We start from the raw sequence: 22,029 nt of genomic DNA, 5'->3' as shown, positions 1-22,029 counted from the left end.
CCCGGCTTCACCGAATACGCCGACCGCGCCGAACAGCGCGGCCTCGCCGAACACCGCAGGCGAGACCGCGCACCGCACGGCGCACGACGCACGGCCCACGGAGACCCGTCCGGCGGCTGCACGATGACGGACCTCCGTCTGACCTGGGTGCAGCCGGAGGATCTGGTCGGCCACGAACTGCGGCAGGCCGAGGAGGACGGCCGCGACGCCAAGGCCGTCGCCGACCGCTGGCACACGGCGGGCGGCCCCGTCGCCCCGCCCCGCACGGGCGCCTCCCCCACGCCCGCGCCCCCGCGGCTGCGCGCGCTGGCGGAGGAACTGCTCGACGAACTGGCGCTGCTCCCCTGTCCCCAGGAGCAGTACGAGCCGACGGAGCTGGCGGCGATCACGTCCCTCTGCCCGACGTGGCCGGCCGCCCGCCCCGGGCCCGGCGACGGACCCGCCGCTCCCGAGGCCCGTACCGCCGGCGCCACACCCGCCGCACGCGACCTGCCGTACGGTACGGCCGCCTCGCCGGGCCGGCCGTACGGTACGGCGAGCGCGGCCGGAAGCGGTCCGGTGGCCGCCGACCGTCTCACCGTCGCCCGGCTCCATGCCGCCTGGCTCGGGCGGGCCGCCGGCTGTCTGCTCGGCAAGCCCGTCGAGAAGCTGCCCCTCACCGGTATCCGCGCCCTTGCCCGCGCCACCGGCAACTGGCCCCTGCGCACCTGGTTCACCGCCGAGGGCCTGCCCCCGGACTCGCCGACGCGTACCCCTGGAACCGGCGCTCCGCGCCGACCTCCCTCGCCGAGAACATCGACGGCATGCCCGAGGACGACGACCTCGACTACCCGCTCCTCAATCTGCTGCTCCTGCGTCGCCACGGCCGCTCCTTCACCACCGCGGACGTCGCCCGGGTCTGGCTGGACGAGCTGCCCGCGGGCTGTACGTTCACCGCCGAGCGCGTCGCGTACCGCAATCTGCTCTGCGGGATCGAGCCGCCGGACACCGCCCGGTACCGCAATCCGTTCCGGGAGTGGATCGGCGCGGCGATCCGCGCCGACGCGCACGGCTGGACACACCCCGGTGCCCCCGGGGCCGCCGCAGCGCAGGCGCACCGGGAGGCGACGCTGACCCACACCGCGAACGGGGTGTACGGCGCGATGTTCGTCGCGGGCATGATCGCCGCCGCGGCCGGTCCGTACATCACCGGACCCGAGGACGTGCACGCCTGTCTGCGGGCCGGGCTGTCCGTCGTACCACCGGGATCCCGGCTCGCCGAGGCCGTACGCTTCGGCATCGGATCCGCCCGCGGACAGGAGGACTTCGCGGCTGTCGTCGACCGGATCCACGCCGCCTACGGCCACTACCACTGGGTCCACTCCGTCCCCAACGCCGCACTGCTCGCCGCCGCGCTCACCCATGCCGACGGCGACTTCGGCGGCTCCATCTGCCGCGTCGTGTCCGGCGGCTGGGACACCGATTCGAACGGCGCGACCGCCGGTTCCGTCACCGGACTGCTCGCCGGCGATCCGGCCGCGCTGCCCGAGCGGTGGACGGCCCCGCTGAAGAACCGTCTCGCCACCTCCGTCGCCGGTTTCGACGGCATCGGCTTCGACACGCTCGCAGAACTCACCCACAGGGAGGCGCTCCGCCCATGACCGGCATCGTGGTGCTCGGCAGCACCAATATGGATCTCGTCGCGTACGCCGCGCGCGCCCCGAAGCTCGGCGAGACCGTCACCGGCCGGGAGTTCCGTACGGTCCCCGGCGGCAAGGGCGCCAACCAGGCCGTTGCCGCGGCCCGCGCGGGCGGCGAGGTGGCGATGATCGGCGCGGTCGGCGAGGACGAGTTCGGCGAGCGGCTGCGGCACACCCTCGAAGCGTCCGGAGTCGACACGGACCTGCTGCGCACCGTCGAGGGCCCCTCGGGCACCGCGCATGTCGTCGTGGACGACGAGGGGAGCAACGCGATCGTCGTGGTGCCCGGCGCCAATGGCACCGTCACCCATCTCGTCCCCGGCGACGAGACCGTGATCGCCACCGCGGACACCCTGCTGCTCCAGCTCGAACTTCCGCTGAGCGCCGTACGGGCCGGCGCCGGGGCCGCGCGCCGCCACGGCGTACGGACCGTCCTCACCCCGGCGCCCGCCCAGCCGCTGCCGCCCGATCTGCTCGCCGCCGTGGATCTGCTGGTCCCCAACGAGCACGAGGCGGCCACCCTCACCGGGATCGCCGACGCCCATGGCGCGGCCGAGGCCCTGCTGCGGCAGGTCCCCGAGGCCGTCATCACCCTCGGGGCCGCGGGCAGTCTGTACGCGGCCCAGGGCGGCAGGACCCTCGTCGTACCCGCGCCCAGGGTCGAGGCCGTGGACACCACCGCCGCCGGGGACACCTTCGTGGGCGCACTGGCCGTGGCTCTCGGCGAGGGCCGTCCGATGCCCGACGCGATGCGCTGGGCCTCGGCCGCCGCCGCGCTCTGCGTGCAGCGCCCCGGGGCGTCCACCTCCATGCCGTACCGCACCGAGATCGAGGCCTGAATGACCGCGCCAGCCCCCATGCCGGTCCCCGGCTCCGTGCCCCCCGCTCCGCCCACTCCTCCCGCGCCTCTCGCCGGGCTGCGGGTGCTCGACCTCGCGACCCTCTTCGCGGGTCCTCTCGCCGCCACCCTGCTCGGCGACTTCGGCGCCGACGTGATCAAGGTCGAGCACCCGACCCGTCCCGACCCCTCGCGCGGACACGGCCCCGCCAAGGACGGGGTGGGCCTGTGGTGGAAACTCCTCGGCCGCAACAAGCGCGCCGTCACCCTCGATCTCTCCACCCCCGGCGGACGCGATCTGCTGCTCCGGCTGGCCGGCCGGGCGGATGTGATCATCGAGAACTTCCGGCCCGGGACCCTGGAGAAATGGGGCCTCGGCTGGCCCGAACTCTCCCTGGCCAACCCCCGGCTGGTACTGGCCAGGGTGACGGGCTTCGGCCAGTTCGGCCCGTACTCCCACCGCCCGGGGTTCGGCACCCTCGCCGAGGCGATGAGCGGCTTCGCCGCCATGACGGGCGAGCCGGAAGGACCTCCGACCCTGCCGCCCTTCGGCCTCGCCGACTCGATCGCCGCGGTGGCCACGGCGTACGCGGTGATGACGGCGCTCAGCGGGCGGGCGCTGACGGGCCGGGGCCAGGTGGTCGATCTGGCGATCATCGAGCCGATCCTGACCGTGCTGGGGCCGCAGCCGCTCTGGTACGACCAGCTCGGCCTGGTCCAGCCCCGTACGGGCAACCGCTCGGGCAACAACGCCCCGCGCAACACCTACCGCGCCGCCGACGGCTCCTGGCTGGCCGTCTCCACCTCCGCGCAGTCGGTCGCGGAGCGCGTGATGCGGCTGGTGGGCCGCCCCGAGCTGATCGACGAGCCCTGGTTCGCCACGGGAAGCGGCCGCGCCACGCACGCCGACGTACTCGACGAGGCCGTCGGAGGCTGGATCGCCCGGCACACCCGTGCCGAGGTGCTGGCCGCGTTCGAGAAGGCCGAGGCGGCGGTCGCACCGGTCTACGACATCCGGGACATCATGGACGATCCGCAGTACCGGGCGCTGGACACCATCACCGAGGTGCCCGATCCGGAGCTGGGGCCGCTGCGGATGCAGAACGTCCTATTCCGGCTCTCCGAGACCCCGGGCGCCGTCCGCTGGGCGGGCCGCCCGCATGGCGCGGACACCGGGGCGGTCCTCACCGAGCTGGGTCTGTCCCCGGCCGAGATCGCCGCGCTCCGCTCGGACGGCGCGCTGTGACCATCGCTCTGACCTGGCTGTACGTACCCGGGGACCGTCCGGAGGTGATGACGAAGGCGCTGTCCAGCGGTGCGGATGTGGTGATCGTCGACCTGGAGGACGCGGTGGCTCCCGACCGCAAGCAGTACGCGCGGGACGCCGTCGCCGAGTTCCTGTCCTCGCCGCATCCGGTCCCGGTGCATGTACGGATCACCGACGAGCACGATCTCGCGTGGCTGGTGGGCCTGCCGGGGCTGACCGGGCTGCGTCTCCCGAAGGTCACGCACCCCTCCGACATCCACCGGATCGCGGCCCGCGCACCGGATGTCGCGCTGTACGCCCTGCTCGAATCGGCGCTCGCACTGGAGCACGCCCACGCCATCGCCTGCGCGCACCCGGCGGTACGGGGCATCGCTCTGGGCGAGGCGGATCTCCGCGCGGATCTAGGGGTACGGGACGACTCCGGGCTCGACTGGTCGCGCAGCCGGGCCGTGGTCGCGGCTCGCGCGGCGGGTCTGGCCCCGCCGGTCCAGTCGGTGTTCCCCGATGTCCGCGACATGGACGGCCTGGCGGCCTCGTGCCGCCACGGCCGGACGCTGGGGATGCTGGGCCGGGCGGCGATCCATCCGCGTCAGCTCGCGGTGATCGAGCGGGCCTATCTGCCGACGCCGAGGGAGGTGGCGGAGGCCGAGGAGATCATTGAGGCGGCGGCCGCGGAGGCGGGGGCACATGCGCTGCCCGACGGCCGCTTCGTCGACGCGGCGATCGTGGCGGCGGCGAGGCGGACGCTGTCCCTTGTCCTCAATCGCCGGACGGGCTGAGTGTGAGCCCGTCCGGCGATTGAGGACAGATCACAGTCAGCCCGTCCGGCGTAAGGACAGGCGTGGCGTCAGCCACACGACCGGTCGGCTTCGCGCCGGTCAGGTCTTGTCGGCCGGCTCGGCGCCAGGGGCGGCGGTCACAGCGCCCTCGGGAGCCGCGTCGTCCGCATCCGCCTCGGCTTCGTCGTCCTTCGGCTTCTGTGCGGCCACCGCGCCCCGCTCCGGCTCCACCACTTCCTCGCGCCCGGGGCGTACCCGCGACGACACGACGAAGTAGACGACCGCGAACACGAAGACGACGGCCGCCGTCCAGACGTTCAGCCGGAGGCCCAGGAAGTGGTGCGCCTCGTCGACACGCATGTACTCGATCCAGGCGCGGCCCGCGCAGTACGCCGCGACGTACAGGGCGAACGCCCGCCCGTGCCCGAGCTTGAAGCGGCGGTCGGCCCAGATGACCAGGAGCGCGACACCGATGCACCACAGCGATTCGTACAGGAACGTGGGGTGGTAGAGGCCCGCCTCGCGGTTGGTGCCTGCGGAGATCTCCAGCGCCCACGGCACATCCGTCGGCTTCCCGTACAGCTCCTGGTTGAACCAGTTGCCCCAGCGCCCTATCGCCTGCGCGATGGCGATGGCGGGCGCGATGGCGTCGGCGTACGCGGGAAGCGGGATGCCCCGGCGGCGGCAGCCGATCCAGGCGCCGACCGCGCCCAGCGCGATCGCGCCCCAGATACCGAGGCCGCCCTCCCAGATCTTGAAGGCGTCGACCCAGTCCTCACCGTCACTGAAGTAGAGCTGGTAGTCGGTGATCACATGGTAGAGCCGCCCGCCGACCAGGCCGAAGGGCACCGCCCAGACGGCGATGTCGGCCACGGTGCCGGGCTTGCCGCCCCGGGCGACCCAGCGCTTGCCGCCGTACCAGACCGCGACGAAGACACCGATGATGATGCAGAACGCATAGCCGCGCAGCGGAAGTGGTCCGAGGTGGAGCACTCCGGTCGACGGGCTGGGAATGTAGGCGAAGTCCATGGCAGAACCGACCGTACAGTGCCGGGCGGGATCTGGGGCAACCCGCCCGGCAACTTCTGGATAACTAGTGCCGCGACCGGCAACGTCTGCGCGACGGGGCAAGCATCGCCGGGAGGGGCACGGGGTCAGACCGCGGGGGACGAGACGGGCGAGGAAACGGGGGCCGAGGCAGGGGCCGAGGCGGATGCCGAGGGCGCCGCCGACGTCTTGCCCTTGTTGGCCTCCTCGACCCATTTCTTCAGGTTGTCCGGCGTGAGGTTCTCCGAGCCCTTCTTCGGCAGCACCGACTCACCGTTCAGCAGGACCGCCGGCGTCCCGGAGAAGCCGCCCGTGCGGAACGCCGCCGCGGACTTCTTCACCCAGTCGTCGTGCTCGCCCTTCTCCACGCACTGGCGGAACCCGGGCGCCGACTCCAGCCCCTCGACCTTGCGCGCGAGATCCAGCAGATGGCTGTTCTTCGCGAAGGCGTCGTCCGTCTCCAGCGGCTGGTTCCGGTACAGCACATCGTGGTACGGGGAGAACTTGCCGACGTCCTGGGCGCACGCGGCCGCGTTGGCCGCGCGCAGCGAGCCGCTGCCGCCCATGTTGCCGTCGATGATCGTGGCGAGGTGGTACTCGACCTTGAGCTGTCCCGCCCGCTCCAGCTCATGGATCGTGTCCCGGAACCCGTTCTCGAACTGGGCGCACGCCGGGCAGCGGAAGTCCTCCCAGACCGTGAGCGTGGACGGCGCGTCGGGCGCCCCCACCGGGATCGCGAGACCGCCCTTGCCCACGGCTCCCGAGGGCGCGCTGGCCGGCTGCCCCGCGCTGTCGCTCCTGTCCTTGCCGACCTCGGCGGCGACCACGCCGATCACTCCGACCGCGCCGAGCACCCCGACGACCGCCACGGACATGACGAGGGTGCGCCGCCGCTTCTCCCGCACCCGGTCCGCCGCACGTTCCTGCTGGAGCCGCTCTCTCGCGCTCCGCTTTGCCTCACGGTTCTTCTCGCTCACGCCCACAGCAACGAACCGGGGAGGTGCCTCCGCACCTCCCCGGTCCCAGGTCCACCCGTACGGGTGAGGCGACCCGTCAGCGCTTGCGAACGCCCACGGCCAGCTCGGCCGCCAGCTCTCGTACGGCCGCCAGTCCGGCCGCCGTGTCGGGCGCGTCCAGGATCCGCTTCACGAACGCCGAGCCGACGATGACTCCGTCCGCGAAGCCCGCGACCTCGGCCGCCTGCTCCGCGTTGGACACGCCGAGCCCGACACACACCGGCAGGCCGGTGGTGGCGCGGGTGCGCCGCACCAGGTTCCGGGCCTCCCGGCCGACCGACTCACGGGTACCCGTGACCCCCATCAGCGACGCCGCGTACACAAAGCCGGTGCCCGCCGCGGTGATGTCGGCCAGCCGGGCGTCCTTGCTGCTGGGCGCGACCACGAAGACCGTCGCGAGCCCCTGCTTCTCCGCGTGCTCGCGCCAGCGCGCGGACTCCTGTACGGGCAGGTCGGGCAGGATGCAGCCGGCGCCGCCCGCCTCGGCCAGCTCGGTGGCGAAGCGCTCGATGCCGTACCGGTCGATCGGGTTCCAGTACGTCATCACCAGAACGGGCTTGCCGGTCGCCTCGTACGCCTCGCGGACCGTGCGCATCACATCGGCGATCTTCACCCCGCCCCGCAGCGCGATGTCGTCGGCGGTCTGGATGACCGGCCCGTCGAGGACGGGGTCGCTGTGCGGCAGCCCCACCTCGACCACATCGGCGCCGCCGTCCAGGACCGCCTTCACGGCCTCGATCCCGCCGTCCACGGTCGGGAAGCCCGCCGGGAGATAGGCGATCAGCGCGGCCCGGTTCTCGGACTTCGCCGCCGCGAGCGTGTCGCCCAACAGCCCGATGTTCCCGCTCACTTGGTGCCCTCCCCGTCGTACAGCCCGAAGTAGCGGGCGGCCGTGTCCATGTCCTTGTCGCCGCGCCCGGAGAGGTTGACGACGATCAGCCCGTCCTTGCCCAGCTCCCGTCCCACCTCCAGCGCGCCGGCCAGCGCGTGCGCGCTCTCGATCGCCGGGATGATGCCTTCGGTGCGCGACAGCAGCAGCAGCGCGCGCATCGCGTCGTCGTCGGTGACCGCGCGGTACTCGCCGCGGCCGCTGTCCTTGAGATACGCGTGCTCCGGGCCGATGCCCGGGTAGTCGAGGCCGGCCGAGATCGAGTACGGCTCGGTGATCTGGCCCTCCTCGTCCTGGAGTACGTACGACCGCGAGCCGTGCAGGATGCCGGGCTCGCCCGCGGTCAGGGTCGCCGCGTGCTCGCCGCTGTCGATCCCGTGCCCGGCGGGCTCGCAGCCCACCAGCCGTACGCCCGTGTCGGGGATGAACGCGTGGAAGAGCCCGATCGCGTTGGACCCGCCCCCCACACAGGCCACGGCCGCGTCGGGCAGCCGGCCCGCGCGCTCCAGGAGCTGGCGTCTGGCCTCCACCCCGATGACCCGGTGGAAGTCGCGCACCATCGCGGGGAAGGGGTGCGGCCCGGCGACCGTGCCGAACAGATAGTGGGTGTGGTCGACATTGGCGACCCAGTCGCGGAACGCCTCGTTGATGGCGTCCTTCAGCGTCCTGCTGCCGGACGAGACGGGGACGACCTCGGCGCCGAGCATCCGCATCCTGGCGACGTTGAGGGCCTGGCGCCGGGTGTCGATCTCGCCCATGTAGATGGTGCAGTCGAGCCCGAACAGCGCGCAGGCGGTGGCGGTCGCGACGCCGTGCTGTCCCGCGCCGGTCTCGGCGATGACCCGGGTCTTGCCCATGCGCCTGGTCAGCAGCGCCTGGCCCAGCACATTGTTGATCTTGTGGGATCCGGTGTGGTTGAGGTCCTCACGCTTGAGGAAGATCCGGGCACCCCCGGCGTGCTCGGCGAACCGCGGCACCTCGGTCAGCGCGCTGGGGCGGCCGGTGTAGTCGACGAGCAGCCCGTTCAGCTCGGCGGCGAAGGCGGGGTCGCCCTTGGCCTTCTCGTACTCGACGGCGACCTCGTCGACGGCGGCGACCAGCGCCTCGGGAATGAACTTGCCGCCGAAGGCACCGAAGTACCCGTCGGCGCTCGGGACTTGACCCTCTGGGTCGGGAACAAAGAACTCGGACACGCGAGAACTCCTCGGGAGCGATGGAGACGGAGGGAAAGCACCGTGTCGCGCCTGGGCGAGACGCCCCGCATCCGGCGACGGACGCGAGGGGACGGGCCGCGGTGACCGGTTTCCGGACGTAAGGCGTCGCAGCTCGCGCGTGGCGCGGCGCGGAAAGCAGTCTCAGAACCGGCCATGGAGGCGCGGCACCGCACGCACAAACGCGCGGTCACCGCACCCGAGCACAGCACCGCACGCGCAACGCACGGTCACCGCACCCTGGGCGCGGCGCCGTACAGCGCACGGTCACCACGCTCCGGCCCGGCCACGCCTAGGTCCTGTCCGGTGGATCTTCGTGGATCAGCCCGGGGCGGCTGGTGCGGTGCATCGCAAGGCGGAGGATCGTCCTCGTACTGGACGTACTCGGACGACTCCGACAACGCAGCGAGGTGCCGTGCGAGGCGTTCCGGGCCCGCGAAGATCCGCTGGACAGGGCCTAAAGCGCGGCCCCGCGCCATCGCATGCCGTTGACCTGTCCCGGCTCGTCGCCGATCACATACCGGACCCGCCGCCCGTGCACCCGCCGGGCCGGCGCGCGGCACCCGCGCGGGCGGCAGCCGCGCGCCAGCGCCGCGTGCGGCGTGTGCGGTACGGATACGGCGACGGCGTGCACGGCGGGATCAGTCCCTGCCGTGCCGCAGCGCCGGGTGGGCGCCCGCCGCGACGAGGTCGGCCACCGCGGCCTTCGGGTCGCGCCCGGTCACCAGGGACTCGCCGACCAGAACGGCGTCGGCCCCGGCGTTGGCGTACGCGATCAGGTCGTGCGGCCCGCGCACCCCGGACTCGGCGATCTTCACGATGCCGGCCGGAATCTCGGGGGCGACCCGCTCAAATGTTCCCCGGTCCACTTTCAGGGTCTTCAGATCCCGCGCGTTGACGCCGATGATCCGAGCGCCCGCTTCCACGGCCCGCTCGACCTCCTCCTCGTCGTGCGCCTCGACGAGCGGGGTGAGCCCGATCGACTCGGCCCGCTCGATCAGCGAGACCAGCGCGGGCTGGTCGAGCGCGGCGACGATCAGCAGCACCAGGTCCGCGCCGTACGCCCGCGCCTCCCAGAGCTGGTACGAGGTGACGACGAAGTCCTTGCGCAGGACCGGGATGTCGACCCGGGCCCGTACGGCCTCCAGATCGGCCAGCGAGCCGCCGAAGCGCCGCTGCTCGGTCAGTACGGAGATGACGGCCGCGCCGCCCGCCTCGTAGTCCGCGGCGAGCCCGGCGGGGTCGGCGATCGCAGCCAGCGCGCCCTTCGACGGGCTGGAGCGCTTGACCTCGCAGATGACCTGGACCGAGTCGCCGCGCAGTGCGGCCACCCCGTCCCTGGCCTCCGGTGCCCTGGCCGCGCGTCGCTTCAGCTCGTCGAGGGAGACGCGCGCCTGCCGCTCTGCGAGGTCGGTGCGTACGCCTTCGATGATCTCGTCGAGCACACTCACGCGAGCGGCCCCCTTTCCAGGTGGATCGGTAGTCGGGACAGAGGTTCAGGATCAGCCATATCGATGCTAGCCGGAACTGGCCGAAGGCTCCGCATCCGGTTGGCCGCGCCCCGCCCCACCTGGGAATTCACGGGGCCAACGAGGAGCCGAAGGGCAGGTTCCTGACCACCGTGAAGATCAGGAGCAGTGCCCCGAGGCCCCACCACCACAGGGGCCCGAGGGTGATCCGTACCGGCAGGCCCTTCGCGGCCCGTACGACCCAGGCCGCCCACACCGCCGCGAAGACCGCGTAGCCGACGACGGCGAGCGCGTTGGCGCCGAGCGCGGCGGTCAGGTCACCGTGCGCGACGGCGTGGGCGCTGCGCAGACCGCCGCAGGCGGGGCAGTAGAGGCCGGTCAGCAGAAGCAGCGGGCAGACCGGGTAGTGGCCGGTTTCGTTCGGGTCGACCAGGCCGACATAGGTCCACGCCGCGGCGATCCCGCCGAGCACGGCGACCGGCGGGAACAGCCGCCGTGCGAGCGGGGCGGGAGCCGGTGCGAACACGGGCGGGACCGGCGGGGAGGACGGGTCGTGCGCGGGGGTTGGCATGGCGTCCACCCGGTGATTGTCGCCGCTGTCACGGAAAAACGCAGCCCGGCCCCGCCGGACTGCGTCTGAAACGTCTGGGTGTCTGAGCGGCCGGCCGTCAGGCGGTCTGGGTCTGGGGCTCGGGCTCGCCCTGCGCCTCGGCCTTCACGGCGCTGGTCCCGGACCCTGCCACGGCCTGGGCGGCCTGCGGCCTCGCGGCCAGCGCCCTGGCCCGTACCAGCTCCTCGGACTCCTTGGGCGTGCCCATACCCGCGGCCTTCATCACCAGGCCGACGAGCGCGCCGAGCCCGATGACGCCGATCCCGGCCCAGAACCCGGCCGAGTTCGCCGCGACCATGAAGACCCCCGCGACGCAGAAGCCGATGAAGGAGATGATGACACCGGTCCAAGCCGCCGGGGTGTGTCCGTGGCCGCCGCTGTGCGCCATGAGGTGCTCCTCGTTCCTGATGTCCTGATGTGCAGTGTGTCGGAGTGTGCGTCGACGCTCGACGGACATTGTCCCGCATGCGCCACCCGTTCGGCGGCGGGGGTCGGGCGATGTGGCTCACCCTCAGGCCGTGCCGGACAAATCCCGTCCGGTGCACCACGCCCTCTGCCGGACGCGGCCTAACGCGTCGGGTCCTCGCCCCGGTCCAGGGCCTTCCACAGGTCCTCGGGACGGTCCGGGTCCACCGCGGGCGCCCGGCCGGGACCGCGCCCGGGGCCGCCCGCGCCGGGGTCGCCGGGCCGCTCGTACCGTCCGGACATCGCGGGCCACTGGCTGCCGTACAGCACCGCCAGCACCCCCGCGAACAGGATCAGCACCCCGCCGGCCGCGGTCACATAGGGCCAGGCGGTATGGCTCAGGGCGTCCACCGTCGCGGCGGTGTCGCCGGTGGTCCTGGCGGCCAGCTCGTCCAGGGCCGCGCTGTCCGAGGCGCCCAGGAACGCGGCCAGGGCCGCTCCCGCGCCGCTCAGCGCCAGCAGGGCGGCGACCAGCAGCCGCCCGGCGCTGCGGACGGCGAAGACGGCGACGAGCGCCGCGAGTCCCACGACGGCGAGGGCCGCGGGGACTCCGGTCACATCACGGCCGTCGGCGTCGAGCGGTACGGAACCGCCGCCGACGGCCGCTGTGCCCTCGGCCCATATCTGGCCGGAGGCGATCAGCGCCACGGCGGCGCCGACGGCGCCGAGGAGCAGGGCCGCCGCGAGAGCGCGTCGGCCGCGGCCTGGCGCGGTGCCCGCCTGGGCGGCGGGGCGGGGCTGGGGTACGGGTACGGCACTCACGTACCCCACTATCCCCTACCGTGTCACCCGGTGTTCAGCCGGTTGGCGGTATGCACCGCCCGGAGCACGGCCGCCGCCTTGTTGCGGCACTCGATGTCCTCGGAGAGCGGGTCGGAGTCGGCCACCACGCCCGCCCCCGCCTGGACATAGGCCGTACCGTCCCTGAGCAGGGCGGTACGGATGGCGATGGCCGTGTCGGAGTCCCCGGCGAAGTCGAGATAGCCCACGCAGCCGCCGTACAGCCCGCGCCGGGTGGGCTCCAGCTCGTCGATGATCTGCATGGCGCGCGGCTTCGGCGCCCCGGAGAGGGTGCCCGCGGGGAAGCAGGCGGTCAGCACGTCGAAGGCGGTACGGCCCTGCGCGACCCGGCCGGTGACGGTGGACACGATGTGCATGACGTGGGAGTACCGCTCGACCGACATGAAGTCCACCACCTCGACGCTGCCGGGTGCGCACACCCTGCCCAGGTCGTTGCGGCCGAGGTCGACCAGCATGAGGTGCTCGGCGCGCTCCTTGGGGTCGGCGAGCAGTTCCTCGGCGAGCGCCTGGTCCTCCTGCGGGGTGGCGCCCCGGGGGCGGGTCCCGGCGATCGGATGCACCATGGCCCGTCCGTCCTCGACCTTGACGAGGGCCTCCGGGCTCGACCCCACCACATCGAACGTCCCGCCGTCCGCGTGGGGCAGCCGCATCAGATACATGTACGGCGACGGGTTGGTGGCCCGCAGCACCCGGTAGACGTCCAGGGCGCTCGCGCTGACCGGGGTCTCGAACCGCTGGGACGGGACGACCTGGAAGGCCTCGCCCGCCCTGATCCGCTCCTTGATGTCTTCGACGGCGGCCCGGTAGTCGGGACCGCCCCAGAGCGCCGTGTACTCGGGCAGTTCGGAGGCGGGCAGCGCGGCCGGCGCGGAGTGGACCGGCTCGGCGAGATCGGCCTCCATGGCGTCGAGCCGGGCGACGGCGTCCGCGTACGCCTCGTCCACCCCGGTGTCCAGGTCGTTGTGGTTGATCGCGTTGGCGATCAGCAGGACCGTGCCGTCCCAGTGGTCCAGTACGGCGAGGTCCGAGGTGAGCAGCATGGTCAGCTCGGGGATCCGCAGGTCGTCGCGGGCGTGCTCGCCGATCTTCTCCAGCCGGCGGACGATGTCGTACCCGAGGTAGCCGACCATGCCCCCGGTGAAGGGCGGCATGCCGGCGGACAGGTCGCGCGGGGTGTGCAGGGTCTCCACGGTGGCGCGCAGGGCGGCGAGCGGGTCACCGTCGACGGGGACGCCGACGGGCGGGGTGCCGAGCCAGTGGGTACGGCCGTCGCGCTCGGTGAGCGTGGCGGCGGACCGTACCCCGACGAACGAGTAGCGGGACCAGGAGCGGCCGTTCTCCGCGGACTCCAGCAGGAAGGTGCCGGGGCGCTCGGCGGCGAGCTTGCGGTACAGCCCGACCGGGGTGTCGCCGTCCGCGAGGAGACGCCGGCTGACGGGGATGACGCGGCGGTCCACCGCCAGCTTGCGGAAGGTCTCAAGGTGCATGGCGGCTGACCCTACTCGGTGGGACGGGCCTGTCCTGTCACCGTTCGAGCGGCGGGACGGCCGGTCCGGTCAGCGTCCGAGCGGCAGGACATCGGCGTCGAAGCAGGTGCGGGCGCCGGTGTGGCAGGCGGCGCCCACCTGGTCGACCTGGACCAGCACGGTGTCCGCGTCGCAGTCCAGCGCGACGGACTTGACGTGCTGGACATGGCCGGAGGTGTCGCCCTTGACCCAGTACTCGCCGCGGCTGCGCGACCAGTACGTGCAGCGTCCTGTGGTCAGGGTGCGGTGCAGGGCCTCGTCGTCCATCCAGCCGAGCATCAGCACCTCGCCGGTGTCGTACTGCTGGGCGATGGCCGGAAGCAGTCCGTCGGGGGTGCGCTTGAGGCGGTCCGCGATGGCGGGGTCGAGTCCGCCGCCCGGGCCGGGGGTACCGGTGCTGCTCATGTCTTCATTGTGCCGCGCCCGCGGCGCCGGCCGGCCCCGTGTCCACTGGGCGGACGGGTCCCGGCCGCCGTACGCTGGGTGCCATGTCGACCCATGCCAAGCGTGAACGGCTTCTGCTCGCCGATCTGTTGGAAGCGGCGGGGCCCGACGCGCCGACCCTCTGCGAGGGCTGGCTCGCCCGGGACCTCGCGGCCCATGTGGTGGTGCGCGAGCGCCGCCCCGACGCTGCGGGCGGGGTCCTGGTGCCCGCGCTCAGGAGCCGGATGGAACGGATCCAGGCCGAATATGTCGCGAAGCCGTACGAGGAGCTGATCCAGCTCATCCGTACGGGGCCGCCGCGGCTCTCCCCGTACGGCATCAAGCAGATCGACGAGGCGGCCAACGCGATCGAGTTCTATGTGCACACCGAGGACGTCCGCCGGGCGCAGCCCGACTGGACGCCGCGCGAACTGGACCGGGTCTTCGCGGACACGTTGTGGTCGCGGGTGGAGAAGGGCGGCCGGATGCTGGGCCGCAAGTCTCCGGTGGGCCTGGTGCTGCGCCGCCCGGACGGCCAGACGGCGGTGGCCCACCGCGGCACTCCCGTGGTGACGGTCACGGGCGAGCCGGGTGAGCTGGTGCTGTTCGTGTTCGGGCGGCAGAGCGTCGCGGATGTGGAGCTGGACGGCGACAAGGACGCGATCGCGCGGGCCCAGGAGGCGAAGCTCGGGATCTGAGCGGCCGTACGGTCGTGCCGAAGGCCTGCCGTACGGCCGTGCCATGGCCTGCCGTACGGCTGTCAGGTCCTGTCGTACGGCTGTGGCGAAATGCCTCAGGAGTGCGGGCAGTTCCCCCGGTACTCGGCGATCGTCGGGCCCGGCGCGGGCAGCGGGCACAGGAACTGCTCGTAGCGGGTGTCGGCGTCGATGAACCGCTTCAGCCACGAGACGCTGTATTTCGCGATCGTGGTGTTCGGGGTGATCGGCGTGCGGTGCACCGCGCCCTTCAGCTCCAGATACGCCTTGTCGAGGGCGGCGGGCAGCGATGTGTAGAACGGCTCGGAGTGCAGCGTGACCGGCGCGATCGTGTCGCCGTCCGCCCCGACGACCAGGGTGGGTGTACGGACCTCGGGCCAGGTGGTGTCCAGGTTCCAGCCGGTGAGCGGGATCGCCGCCTTCAGGGACGTACGGCTCTTGGCGGCTTCCAGAGAGCCGCCTCCACCCATGGAGTGGCCCATGACACCCAGCCGGGAGGGGTCGATCCGGTTTCCGACCGGCGAGCCGCTGCCTGTCAGATAGTCGAGCGCGGCCAGGAGTTGACGGCCCCGGCCGGCCGGCTGGTCGAGCACGGTGACGGTGTCGATGGTGAAGACGACAAAGCCCTGCGACGCGAGCCGCGGCCCGTACCAGGCGATGCTGGACTGGGTGCCGGTGAAGCCGGGCGAGATGGCCACCGCACCGAAGGTGCCGTCCGCGGTGGACGTCGGGTAGTAGACCGTACCGCCGCCGAAGCCGGTGACACTCGACCGCGCGACGGTGGTCCGCGAGACGGCGTAGTGGCCGAGAGGGGCCTCGATACTGGCGACGGTCGGGGCCGGTCCGCGCTCGTACGGATTGGCCGCCGCTCCGGCCGTACCGGGGAGGGAGGCGACGAGCAGACCGCCGGTCGCGGCGGTCGCGGCGAGTAAGCCCCTGAGCGTACGGATCCGGCGGATACGAGAGATACGAGGGACACAGGAGATACGGGCAGGGGTACGCGGCTGAGCGAGCTGCTGCTGCACGGTGGGGGCCCTCTCGGTGAGGAGGTCGTGACGGCTGGCGGTTCCACTGTCCCGGTGCATTCGCCCGAAAAGCACCAGTGAGTTCACCGGTCTTCACCGAAAGCCGTCAGCCTTCACCGGATTTCACCGGAATCCACCCGATTTCACAAACAGGGCGGCGCGCGGGGGTGTTGCTCCGGGCCGGGGCCCGACCGGCCCGGAGCAGCGCCCGCCCCGGGCCGGAATCAGCACCGGTCCGCACCCACGCGGGCCCGTCAGCACACGCGCGGGCCTGTCGACGCCCGCCTGAGCCCGTCGGCGCCCGCGTCGGTGTATGGGGTCAACACCCGGCCTCAGCGCACCGGATGGCCCGCTTCCCGCAGCGCGTTCTTGACCTCCGGGATCCGCAGATCGCCGAAGTGGAAGACGGACGCGGCGAGCACGGCGTCCGCGCCCGCCTCGACCGCCGGCGCGAAGTCCCCGAGCCGGCCCGCGCCCCCGGACGCGATGACCGGCACGGTCACATGCCGGCGCACGGCCGCGATCATCTCGATGTCGTAGCCGTCCTTCGTACCGTCCGCGTCCATCGAGTTGAGCAGGATCTCGCCGGCCCCCAACTCGGCCGCCCGGTGCGCCCATTCGACCGCGTCGAGCCCGGTGCCCCGGCGCCCGCCGTGCGTGGTGACCTCGAACGAACCCGACGGTGTGCGGCGCGCGTCCACCGACAGCACCAGCACCTGCCGCCCGAACCGCTCGGCGATCTCCCGGATCAGCTCGGGCCGCGCGATGGCCGCGGTGTTGACCCCGACCTTGTCCGCGCCGGCCCGCAGCAGCTTGTCGACATCCTCGGCGGTACGGACACCGCCGCCGACGGTGAGCGGGATGAAGACCTGCTCGGCGGTGCGGCGCACCACGTCATAGGTCGTCTCGCGGTTGCCCGACGAGGCGGTGATGTCGAGGAAGGTCAGCTCGTCGGCACCCTCCGCGTCGTACAGTTCGGCCATCTCGACGGGGTCGCCGGCGTCCCGCAGGTTCTGGAAGTTGACGCCCTTGACGACCCGGCCGTTGTCCACGTCCAGGCAGGGGATGACCCGTACCGCGAGGGTCACCGCGCACCTCCCCGGTACGCCTCGACCTCGGCCTCGACGAACAGGCTCGGGTCGATCAGCCCGGCGACGACGACCATCGAGGCGGCCGGGCGTACGGCACCGAACAGGTCCTTGTGCGCCCGCCCCACCTCGTCGGCGTCCCTGACATGGGTGATGTACATACGGGTACGCACGACATGCTCGGCACCGAGGCCCAGCTCCCCCAGCGCCTTGATCGCGACGCCGAAGGCGGTCCTCGCCTGCTCGTACGGGCCGCCCTCCGCGATCCTGCCGTCGACCACCGACGTGCAGCCGGACACCAGGACCAGTCCGTTGGGGAGTTCGACCGCGCGGGAGTAGCCGAAGGCCTCCTCCCAGGGGCCGCCGGACGAGACCCTTCTGATGCCCGTGCCCGCGGCACCTGTCCCCGCGGCGCCCGTGTCGGCCGCATCTGCTCCGGCGGTCATCCGGCCACCGCCGCGAGTGCCTCTTCCAGGGTGAACGCCTTGGCGTACAGCGCCTTTCCGACGATCGCGCCCTCGACGCCCACGGGTACGAGCGAGGCGATCGCACGCAGATCGGCCAGCGAGGAGACTCCGCCGGAGGCGACGACCGGCTTGTCGGTCGCGGCGCACACGTTCTTCAGCAGCTCCAGATTGGGGCCCTGGAGGGTGCCGTCCTTGGCGATGTCGGTGACGACATAGCGGGCGCAGCCCTCGGAGTCCAGCCGGGCCAGCGTCTCGTAGAGGTCGCCGCCGTCCCGGGTCCAGCCCCGGCCGCGCAGGGTCGTGCCCCGTACGTCCAGGCCGACCGCGATCCGGTCGCCGTGCTCGGCGATGATCCGCGCGACCCACTCGGGGGTCTCCAGCGCGGCCGTGCCGAGGTTGACCCGGGTGCAGCCGGTGGCGAGGGCGGCGGCCAGGGAGGCGTCGTCGCGGATGCCGCCGGAGAGCTCGACCTTGATGCCGGCGTCCGCCATGGCGGCGGCGACCCCGGCGATCAGCTCCCGGTTGTCGCCGGTGCCGAAGGCGGCGTCGAGGTCGACGAGGTGCAGCCACTCGGCGCCGGAGCGCTGCCAGGCAAGGGCGGCTTCGAGGGGGGAGCCGTAGGACGTCTCCGTACCGGACTCACCGTGCACCAGGCGTACGGCCTGGCCGTCGCGGACATCGACGGCGGGGAGGAGTTCGAGCTTCGGCACAAGAACCTCGGGTGACATTCAGAGGGTTCCGATCCAGTTGGTCAGCAGCGTGGCACCGGCGTCGCCGGACTTCTCGGGGTGGAACTGGGTGGCCCACAGCGCGCCGTTCTCCACGGCCGCGACGAACGGCTCGCCGTGGGTGGACCAGGTGACCTTGGGGGCGCGGATCCGGGGGTTGGTGACCTCCAGGTTCCAGTCGTGCACCGCGTACGAGTGGACGAAGTAGAAGCGCGCCCCGGCGTCGAGCCCGGCGAACAGTTCGCTGTCCCCGGGCGCCTCGACCGTGTTCCACCCCATGTGCGGAACGACCGGCGCGGCCAGCGGCGCGACGGTACCGGGCCATTCGTCGAGGCCCTCGGTCTCGACGCCGTGCTCGATACCGCGCTCGAAGAGGATCTGCATTCCGACGCAGATACCCAGGACGGGACGGCCGCCGGCGAGTCTGCGGCCGATGATCCAGTCGCCGCGGGCGGCGGTGAGGCCCTTCATACAGGCGGCGAAGGCGCCGACCCCGGGGACGAGCAGTCCGTCGGCGTTCATGGCGCGGTCGAAGTCGCGGGTGATCTCGACCTCGGCGCCGGCCCGGGCAAGGGCCCGCTCCGCGGACCGGACATTGCCGAACCCGTAGTCGAAGACGACCACGCTCTTGCCGTTCTTGGTCATTCCCAGATCCCCTGGATACGCAGCACTCCGGCGATCAGACAGAGCGCGGAGCACAGCCCGAGCAGCACGATCACGCCCTTGGGCATCTTCTGCTTGGAGAAGGAGTAGACACCCCCGGCCAGAAACAGACCCACGATGATCAGAAGTGTCGACAGGCCGGTCATAGTGCGCCCTTGGTCGAGGGGAGAATTCCAGCCGCGCGCGGGTCGCGCTCGGCGGCGTACCGCAGGGCCCGCGCCAGCGCCTTGAACTGGCACTCCACGATGTGGTGCGCGTTCCGCCCGTACGGCACGTGCACATGCAGCGCGATCTGGGCCTGGGCGACGAAGGACTCCAGGATGTGCCGGGTCATCGTCGTGTCGTACGCGCCGATCATCGGCGCCATGTTCTCGGGCTCGGTGTGCACGAGATACGGGCGCCCCGACAGGTCCACGGTCACCTGCGCGAGTGACTCGTCCAGCGGGACCGTGCAGTTGCCGAAGCGGTAGATGCCGACCTTGTCGCCGAGCGCCTGCCGGAAGGCGGCGCCGAGGGCGAGGGCGGTGTCCTCGATGGTGTGGTGCGTGTCGATGTGCAGATCGCCCTCGGTCTTCACCGTGAGGTCGAACAGGCCGTGCCGCCCGAGCTGGTCGAGCATGTGGTCGTAGAAGCCGACCCCGGTCGCCACATCCACCCGGCCCGTGCCGTCGAGGTCGATCTCGACGACCACGGAGGTTTCCTTCGTACTGCGTTCCACACGGCCGATGCGGCTCATGCGCTCTGCTCCTTCTTGAGGTCACGTACCGCGTCGAGGAACGCGTCGTTCTCGGACGGGGTGCCCGCGGTGACCCGCAGCCGGCCCGGTACGCCGTTGTCACGGACCAGGACGCCCCGGTCGAGGAGGCGCCGCCAGGCCGTGTGGGAGTCCTCGAAGCGGCCGAACTGGACGAAGTTGGCGTCCGATTCGGTGACCTCGTATCCGATCGCCCGCAACTCCCCCACCAGCCGGTCCCGCTCGGCCTTGAGTGTCTCGACGTACCCGAGCAGCGTATCGGTGTGCTCCAGCGCGGCGAGCGCGGTGGCCTGGGTGACGGCGGAGAGGTGGTACGGCAGGCGCACCAACTGGACGGCGTCGACGACGGCGGGGTGCGCCGCGAGATAGCCGAGCCGCAGTCCCGCCGCGCCGAAGGCCTTGGACATCGTGCGGGACACGACGAGATACGGGCGGTCCGCCAGCAGCGGCAGCAGCGAGGCGCGGTGGCTGAACTCGACATACGCCTCGTCCACCACGACCAGCGTCCTCCGGCCCGCCTGGGCCGCCTCGTACAGCGCCAGGACCGTTCCGGCGTCGACCGCCGTGCCCGTGGGGTTGTTGGGCGAGGTGATGAAGACGACATCGGGCCGGTGCTCCACGATCGCCGAGCGCGCCGCCGCCAGGTCGATGGTGAAGTCCTCGTTGCGCGGCCCGGAGATCCAGCCGGTGCCGGTGCCGCGCGCGATGAGGCTGTGCATCGAGTACGAGGGCTCGAAGCCGATCGCGGTACGGCCGGGGCCGCCGAAGGCCTGGAGGAGCTGCTGGATGACCTCGTTGGAGCCGTTGGCGGCCCAGACGTTCGCGGCGGTCAGCGGGTGCTTTCCGGTACGGGTGAGATACGCGGCCAGTTCGGTGCGCAGCTCGACGGCGTCCCGGTCGGGGTAGCGGTTGAGCCCGCGGGCGGCCTCGCGGACGCGCTCGGCGATCCGCTCGACGAGGGGCTCGGGCAGGGGGTAGGGGTTCTCGTTGGTGTTGAGCTGTACGGGGACGTCGAGCTGGGGCGCGCCGTACGGGGACTTGCCGCGCAGCTCGTCCCGTACGGGGAGATCGTCGATGCCGAAACGATCGCCGGTGCCGGAGGATGCGGAGCCGCTCACTTACCGGGCACCTGCCAATCGAACCGTGCCTTAACCGCCGCGCCGTGCGCCGGCAGATCCTCCGCCTCCGCGAGCGTGACCACATGGTGGGCGACCTCGGCGAGCGCGTCCGCGCTGTAGTCCACGACGTGGATGCCGCGCAGGAAGGACTGGACGGAGAGCCCCGAGGAGTGGCAGGCGCAACCGCCGGTCGGCAGCACATGGTTGGAGCCCGCGCAGTAGTCGCCGAGCGAGACCGGGGAGTACGGGCCGACGAAGACCGCGCCCGCGTTGCGGACCCGCCCGGCCACCCCGGCCGCGTCCGCGGTCTGGATCTCCAGGTGCTCGGCGCCGTACGCGTTGACGACCCGCAGCCCGTCCTCGACGGAGCCGACCAGCACGACGGCGGACTGCCGTCCGGAGAGCGCGGGGACCACCCGGTCGTCGATGTGCTTGGTCGCGGCGACCTGCGGCTCCAGCTCCTTCTCCACCGCGTCGGCCAGCTCGACGGAGTCGGTGACGAGGACGGCGGCGGCCAGCGGGTCGTGCTCGGCCTGGCTGATCAGGTCGGCGGCGACATGCACCGGGTCGGCGGTGCCGTCGGCGAGGATCGCGATCTCGGTGGGGCCGGCCTCGGCGTCGATGCCGATCCGGCCGGTGAAGTAGCGCTTGGCGGCGGCGACCCAGACATTGCCGGGCCCGGTGACCATGTTCACCGGGGCGCAGCCGTCAGGTCCTGGGGTGCCGTACGCGAACATCGCGACGGCCGTGGCGCCGCCCGCCGCGTACACCTCGTCGATCCCGAGCAGCGCGCAGGCGGCCAGGATCGTGGGGTGCGGCAGACCGCCGTACTCGCGCTGGCCCGGCGAGGCCAGCGCGATGGACTCGACGCCGGCCACCTGCGCCGGCACCGCGTTCATGACCACGGAGGACGGGTAGACGGACCGGCCGCCCGGCGCGTACAGACCCACGCGCTCGACGGGGACCCAGCGCTCGGTGACCGTGCCGCCGGGGACGACCTGCGTGGTGGTCGTACCGCGCCGCTGTGCCTCGTGGACCGCCCTGGCCCGCCGGATCGACTCCTCAAGAGCGGCCCGTACCGCCGGATCGAGCGCGTCCAGCGCGGCTCCCAGCGCCTGCTCGGGCACCCGTACCCGCTCCAGCGTCACACCGTCGAACCGCTCCGCGTACTCGATCAGAGCCGCCGTGCCGCGATGGCGTACGTCCTCACAGATGGGCCGCACCTTCTCCAGGGCGGCTTCCACGTCGAACTCGGCTCGGGGCAGCAGATCACGCAGGGCTCCGCCCTCGGGGAGGGTGTCGCCGCGCAGGTCGATTCGTGAGATCACGGGGTCAATTCTCGCAGACCGGACCAGGCCGCCGGACGCGCGTATCACTGGCTGATACACGTCCCGGAAGCCCCACCGCACCACTAGCGTTCAGCTCGTCACTGAGCGGGAACAACCGTTGT

The 22,029-nt window shown here is 72.3% G+C and carries 23 protein-coding genes and 2 pseudogenes; 5 read left to right on the top strand and 20 right to left on the bottom strand.

Annotated features, from left to right (window positions below):
- The first annotated feature begins 123 nt into the window (after positions 1–123).
- The 4 genes and pseudogenes from KQY30_RS27295 to KQY30_RS27280 all read left to right on the top strand — a co-directional run bounded on the left by KQY30_RS27295 (position 124) and on the right by KQY30_RS27280 (position 4,563).
- Positions 124–1,640, top strand: a pseudogene (locus KQY30_RS27295) (ADP-ribosylglycohydrolase family protein).
- Entirely contained in the window at positions 1,637–2,518 is an 882-nt protein-coding gene (gene rbsK, locus KQY30_RS27290; RefSeq protein ID WP_217309123.1) for a ribokinase, read from the top strand. The pseudogene KQY30_RS27295 and the gene rbsK overlap by 4 nt, the downstream one beginning before the upstream one ends.
- A gap of 18 nt (positions 2,519–2,536) precedes the next feature.
- Positions 2,537–3,763, top strand: coding sequence for a CaiB/BaiF CoA-transferase family protein (locus KQY30_RS27285; protein WP_217311351.1), 1,227 nt, complete (start codon positions 2,537–2,539; stop codon positions 3,761–3,763).
- Positions 3,760–4,563, top strand: a complete 804-nt coding sequence (locus tag KQY30_RS27280) for a CoA ester lyase (protein WP_217309122.1) — start codon at positions 3,760–3,762, stop codon at positions 4,561–4,563. Before KQY30_RS27285 ends, KQY30_RS27280 begins: the two co-directional genes overlap by 4 nt.
- Before the next feature lie 99 nt (positions 4,564–4,662).
- Here KQY30_RS27280 and lgt read toward each other — a convergent pair whose 3' ends face one another.
- The 11 genes and pseudogenes from lgt to hisI all read right to left on the bottom strand — a co-directional run bounded on the left by lgt (position 4,663) and on the right by hisI (position 14,002).
- Positions 4,663–5,592, bottom strand: a complete 930-nt coding sequence (gene lgt / locus KQY30_RS27275) for a prolipoprotein diacylglyceryl transferase (RefSeq protein WP_217309121.1) — start codon at positions 5,590–5,592, stop codon at positions 4,663–4,665.
- Between the two features lie 125 nt (positions 5,593–5,717).
- Positions 5,718–6,587 carry a thioredoxin domain-containing protein gene (locus tag KQY30_RS27270; RefSeq protein WP_217309120.1) on the bottom strand — a complete coding sequence of 290 codons (870 nt, stop codon included), beginning with the start codon at positions 6,585–6,587 and terminating at the stop codon, positions 5,718–5,720.
- Between the two features lie 76 nt (positions 6,588–6,663).
- Complete coding sequence (gene trpA / locus KQY30_RS27265) at positions 6,664–7,476, bottom strand: tryptophan synthase subunit alpha (RefSeq protein ID WP_217309119.1); 813 nt, start codon at positions 7,474–7,476, stop codon at positions 6,664–6,666.
- Entirely contained in the window at positions 7,473–8,708 is a 1,236-nt protein-coding gene (gene trpB, locus KQY30_RS27260) for a tryptophan synthase subunit beta (protein ID WP_217309118.1), read from the bottom strand. Before trpB ends, trpA begins: the two co-directional genes overlap by 4 nt.
- A gap of 475 nt (positions 8,709–9,183) precedes the next feature.
- The gene (gene trpM / locus KQY30_RS37490; protein ID WP_367997441.1) at positions 9,184–9,360 is read right to left on the bottom strand and encodes a tryptophan biosynthesis modulator TrpM; all 177 of its coding nucleotides are present in this window, start codon (positions 9,358–9,360) and stop codon (positions 9,184–9,186) included.
- 7 nt (positions 9,361–9,367) lie between these two features.
- Positions 9,368–10,177 (bottom strand): indole-3-glycerol phosphate synthase TrpC, encoded by an 810-nt coding sequence (gene trpC, locus KQY30_RS27255; protein WP_217309117.1) that lies wholly within the window; start codon positions 10,175–10,177, stop codon positions 9,368–9,370.
- Positions 10,178–10,304: 127 nt separating this feature from the next.
- Entirely contained in the window at positions 10,305–10,766 is a 462-nt protein-coding gene (locus KQY30_RS27250) for a DUF2752 domain-containing protein (protein WP_217311350.1), read from the bottom strand.
- A 193-nt stretch (positions 10,767–10,959) separates the two neighbouring features.
- Positions 10,960–11,193, bottom strand: a pseudogene (locus KQY30_RS27245) (HGxxPAAW family protein); the annotation flags it as partial.
- A 179-nt stretch (positions 11,194–11,372) separates the two neighbouring features.
- A complete protein-coding gene (locus tag KQY30_RS27240; protein WP_217309116.1) occupies positions 11,373–12,041 on the bottom strand; it encodes a TIGR02234 family membrane protein in 669 nt (222 codons plus the stop codon).
- Positions 12,042–12,055: 14 nt separating this feature from the next.
- Positions 12,056–13,558 carry an anthranilate synthase component I gene (locus KQY30_RS27235; protein WP_217309115.1) on the bottom strand — a complete coding sequence of 501 codons (1,503 nt, stop codon included), beginning with the start codon at positions 13,556–13,558 and terminating at the stop codon, positions 12,056–12,058.
- Between the two features lie 69 nt (positions 13,559–13,627).
- A complete protein-coding gene (gene hisI, locus KQY30_RS27230; protein ID WP_217309114.1) occupies positions 13,628–14,002 on the bottom strand; it encodes a phosphoribosyl-AMP cyclohydrolase in 375 nt (124 codons plus the stop codon).
- Positions 14,003–14,085: 83 nt separating this feature from the next.
- Between hisI and KQY30_RS27225 the strand changes: the two genes are divergently transcribed.
- On the top strand, positions 14,086–14,718 hold the full coding sequence (locus tag KQY30_RS27225) for a TIGR03085 family metal-binding protein (RefSeq protein ID WP_046500892.1): 633 nt from the start codon (positions 14,086–14,088) through the stop codon (positions 14,716–14,718).
- A 95-nt stretch (positions 14,719–14,813) separates the two neighbouring features.
- Here the strand turns inward: KQY30_RS27225 and KQY30_RS27220 are convergent, their stop codons facing one another.
- The 9 genes from KQY30_RS27220 to hisD all read right to left on the bottom strand — a co-directional run bounded on the left by KQY30_RS27220 (position 14,814) and on the right by hisD (position 21,907).
- Complete coding sequence (locus KQY30_RS27220; protein WP_254407699.1) at positions 14,814–15,695, bottom strand: alpha/beta hydrolase; 882 nt, start codon at positions 15,693–15,695, stop codon at positions 14,814–14,816.
- Positions 15,696–16,093: 398 nt separating this feature from the next.
- Positions 16,094–16,849 (bottom strand): imidazole glycerol phosphate synthase subunit HisF, encoded by a 756-nt coding sequence (hisF, locus tag KQY30_RS27215; protein WP_217309112.1) that lies wholly within the window; start codon positions 16,847–16,849, stop codon positions 16,094–16,096.
- A complete protein-coding gene (locus KQY30_RS27210; RefSeq protein ID WP_217309111.1) occupies positions 16,846–17,295 on the bottom strand; it encodes a RidA family protein in 450 nt (149 codons plus the stop codon). Before KQY30_RS27210 ends, hisF begins: the two co-directional genes overlap by 4 nt.
- Positions 17,292–18,026 (bottom strand): bifunctional 1-(5-phosphoribosyl)-5-((5-phosphoribosylamino)methylideneamino)imidazole-4-carboxamide isomerase/phosphoribosylanthranilate isomerase PriA, encoded by a 735-nt coding sequence (priA, locus tag KQY30_RS27205; RefSeq protein ID WP_046500909.1) that lies wholly within the window; start codon positions 18,024–18,026, stop codon positions 17,292–17,294. The genes KQY30_RS27210 and priA overlap by 4 nt, the downstream gene beginning before the upstream one ends.
- 18 nt (positions 18,027–18,044) lie before the next feature.
- Complete coding sequence (gene hisH / locus KQY30_RS27200) at positions 18,045–18,689, bottom strand: imidazole glycerol phosphate synthase subunit HisH (RefSeq protein WP_217309110.1); 645 nt, start codon at positions 18,687–18,689, stop codon at positions 18,045–18,047.
- A complete protein-coding gene (locus KQY30_RS27195; protein ID WP_046500898.1) occupies positions 18,686–18,853 on the bottom strand; it encodes a hypothetical protein in 168 nt (55 codons plus the stop codon). The genes hisH and KQY30_RS27195 overlap by 4 nt, the downstream gene beginning before the upstream one ends.
- Complete coding sequence (gene hisB / locus KQY30_RS27190; protein WP_217309109.1) at positions 18,850–19,443, bottom strand: imidazoleglycerol-phosphate dehydratase HisB; 594 nt, start codon at positions 19,441–19,443, stop codon at positions 18,850–18,852. The genes KQY30_RS27195 and hisB overlap by 4 nt, the downstream gene beginning before the upstream one ends.
- The gene (locus KQY30_RS27185; protein WP_217309108.1) at positions 19,440–20,579 is read right to left on the bottom strand and encodes a histidinol-phosphate transaminase; all 1,140 of its coding nucleotides are present in this window, start codon (positions 20,577–20,579) and stop codon (positions 19,440–19,442) included. Before KQY30_RS27185 ends, hisB begins: the two co-directional genes overlap by 4 nt.
- The gene (gene hisD / locus KQY30_RS27180; protein ID WP_217309107.1) at positions 20,576–21,907 is read right to left on the bottom strand and encodes a histidinol dehydrogenase; all 1,332 of its coding nucleotides are present in this window, start codon (positions 21,905–21,907) and stop codon (positions 20,576–20,578) included. Before hisD ends, KQY30_RS27185 begins: the two co-directional genes overlap by 4 nt.
- Positions 21,908–22,029: the final 122 nt, after the last annotated feature.

It is taken from the genome of Streptomyces sp. GMY02 (assembly GCF_019056675.1).
In the GTDB taxonomy this organism is placed as follows: domain Bacteria; phylum Actinomycetota; class Actinomycetes; order Streptomycetales; family Streptomycetaceae; genus Streptomyces; species Streptomyces odonnellii.
This window is presented reverse-complemented; position numbering and strand designations above follow the sequence as displayed.

What these genes read in the sequence shown, in the direction of transcription:
- KQY30_RS27210 (WP_217309111.1), bottom strand. Translation starts at nt 17,295, where the DNA reads ATGACCGCCGGAGCAGATGCGGCCGACACGGGCGCCGCGGGGACAGGT.
- hisI (WP_217309114.1), bottom strand. Translation starts at nt 14,002, where the DNA reads ATGAGCAGCACCGGTACCCCCGGCCCGGGCGGCGGACTCGACCCCGCC.
- KQY30_RS27195 (WP_046500898.1), bottom strand. Translation starts at nt 18,853, where the DNA reads ATGACCGGCCTGTCGACACTTCTGATCATCGTGGGTCTGTTTCTGGCC.
- KQY30_RS27235 (WP_217309115.1), bottom strand. Translation starts at nt 13,558, where the DNA reads ATGCACCTTGAGACCTTCCGCAAGCTGGCGGTGGACCGCCGCGTCATC.
- lgt (WP_217309121.1), bottom strand. Translation starts at nt 5,592, where the DNA reads ATGGACTTCGCCTACATTCCCAGCCCGTCGACCGGAGTGCTCCACCTC.
- hisB (WP_217309109.1), bottom strand. Translation starts at nt 19,443, where the DNA reads ATGAGCCGCATCGGCCGTGTGGAACGCAGTACGAAGGAAACCTCCGTG.
- KQY30_RS27250 (WP_217311350.1), bottom strand. Translation starts at nt 10,766, where the DNA reads ATGCCAACCCCCGCGCACGACCCGTCCTCCCCGCCGGTCCCGCCCGTG.
- KQY30_RS27285 (WP_217311351.1), top strand. Translation starts at nt 2,537, where the DNA reads ATGCCGGTCCCCGGCTCCGTGCCCCCCGCTCCGCCCACTCCTCCCGCG.
- KQY30_RS27225 (WP_046500892.1), top strand. Translation starts at nt 14,086, where the DNA reads ATGTCGACCCATGCCAAGCGTGAACGGCTTCTGCTCGCCGATCTGTTG.
- hisH (WP_217309110.1), bottom strand. Translation starts at nt 18,689, where the DNA reads ATGACCAAGAACGGCAAGAGCGTGGTCGTCTTCGACTACGGGTTCGGC.
- rbsK (WP_217309123.1), top strand. Translation starts at nt 1,637, where the DNA reads ATGACCGGCATCGTGGTGCTCGGCAGCACCAATATGGATCTCGTCGCG.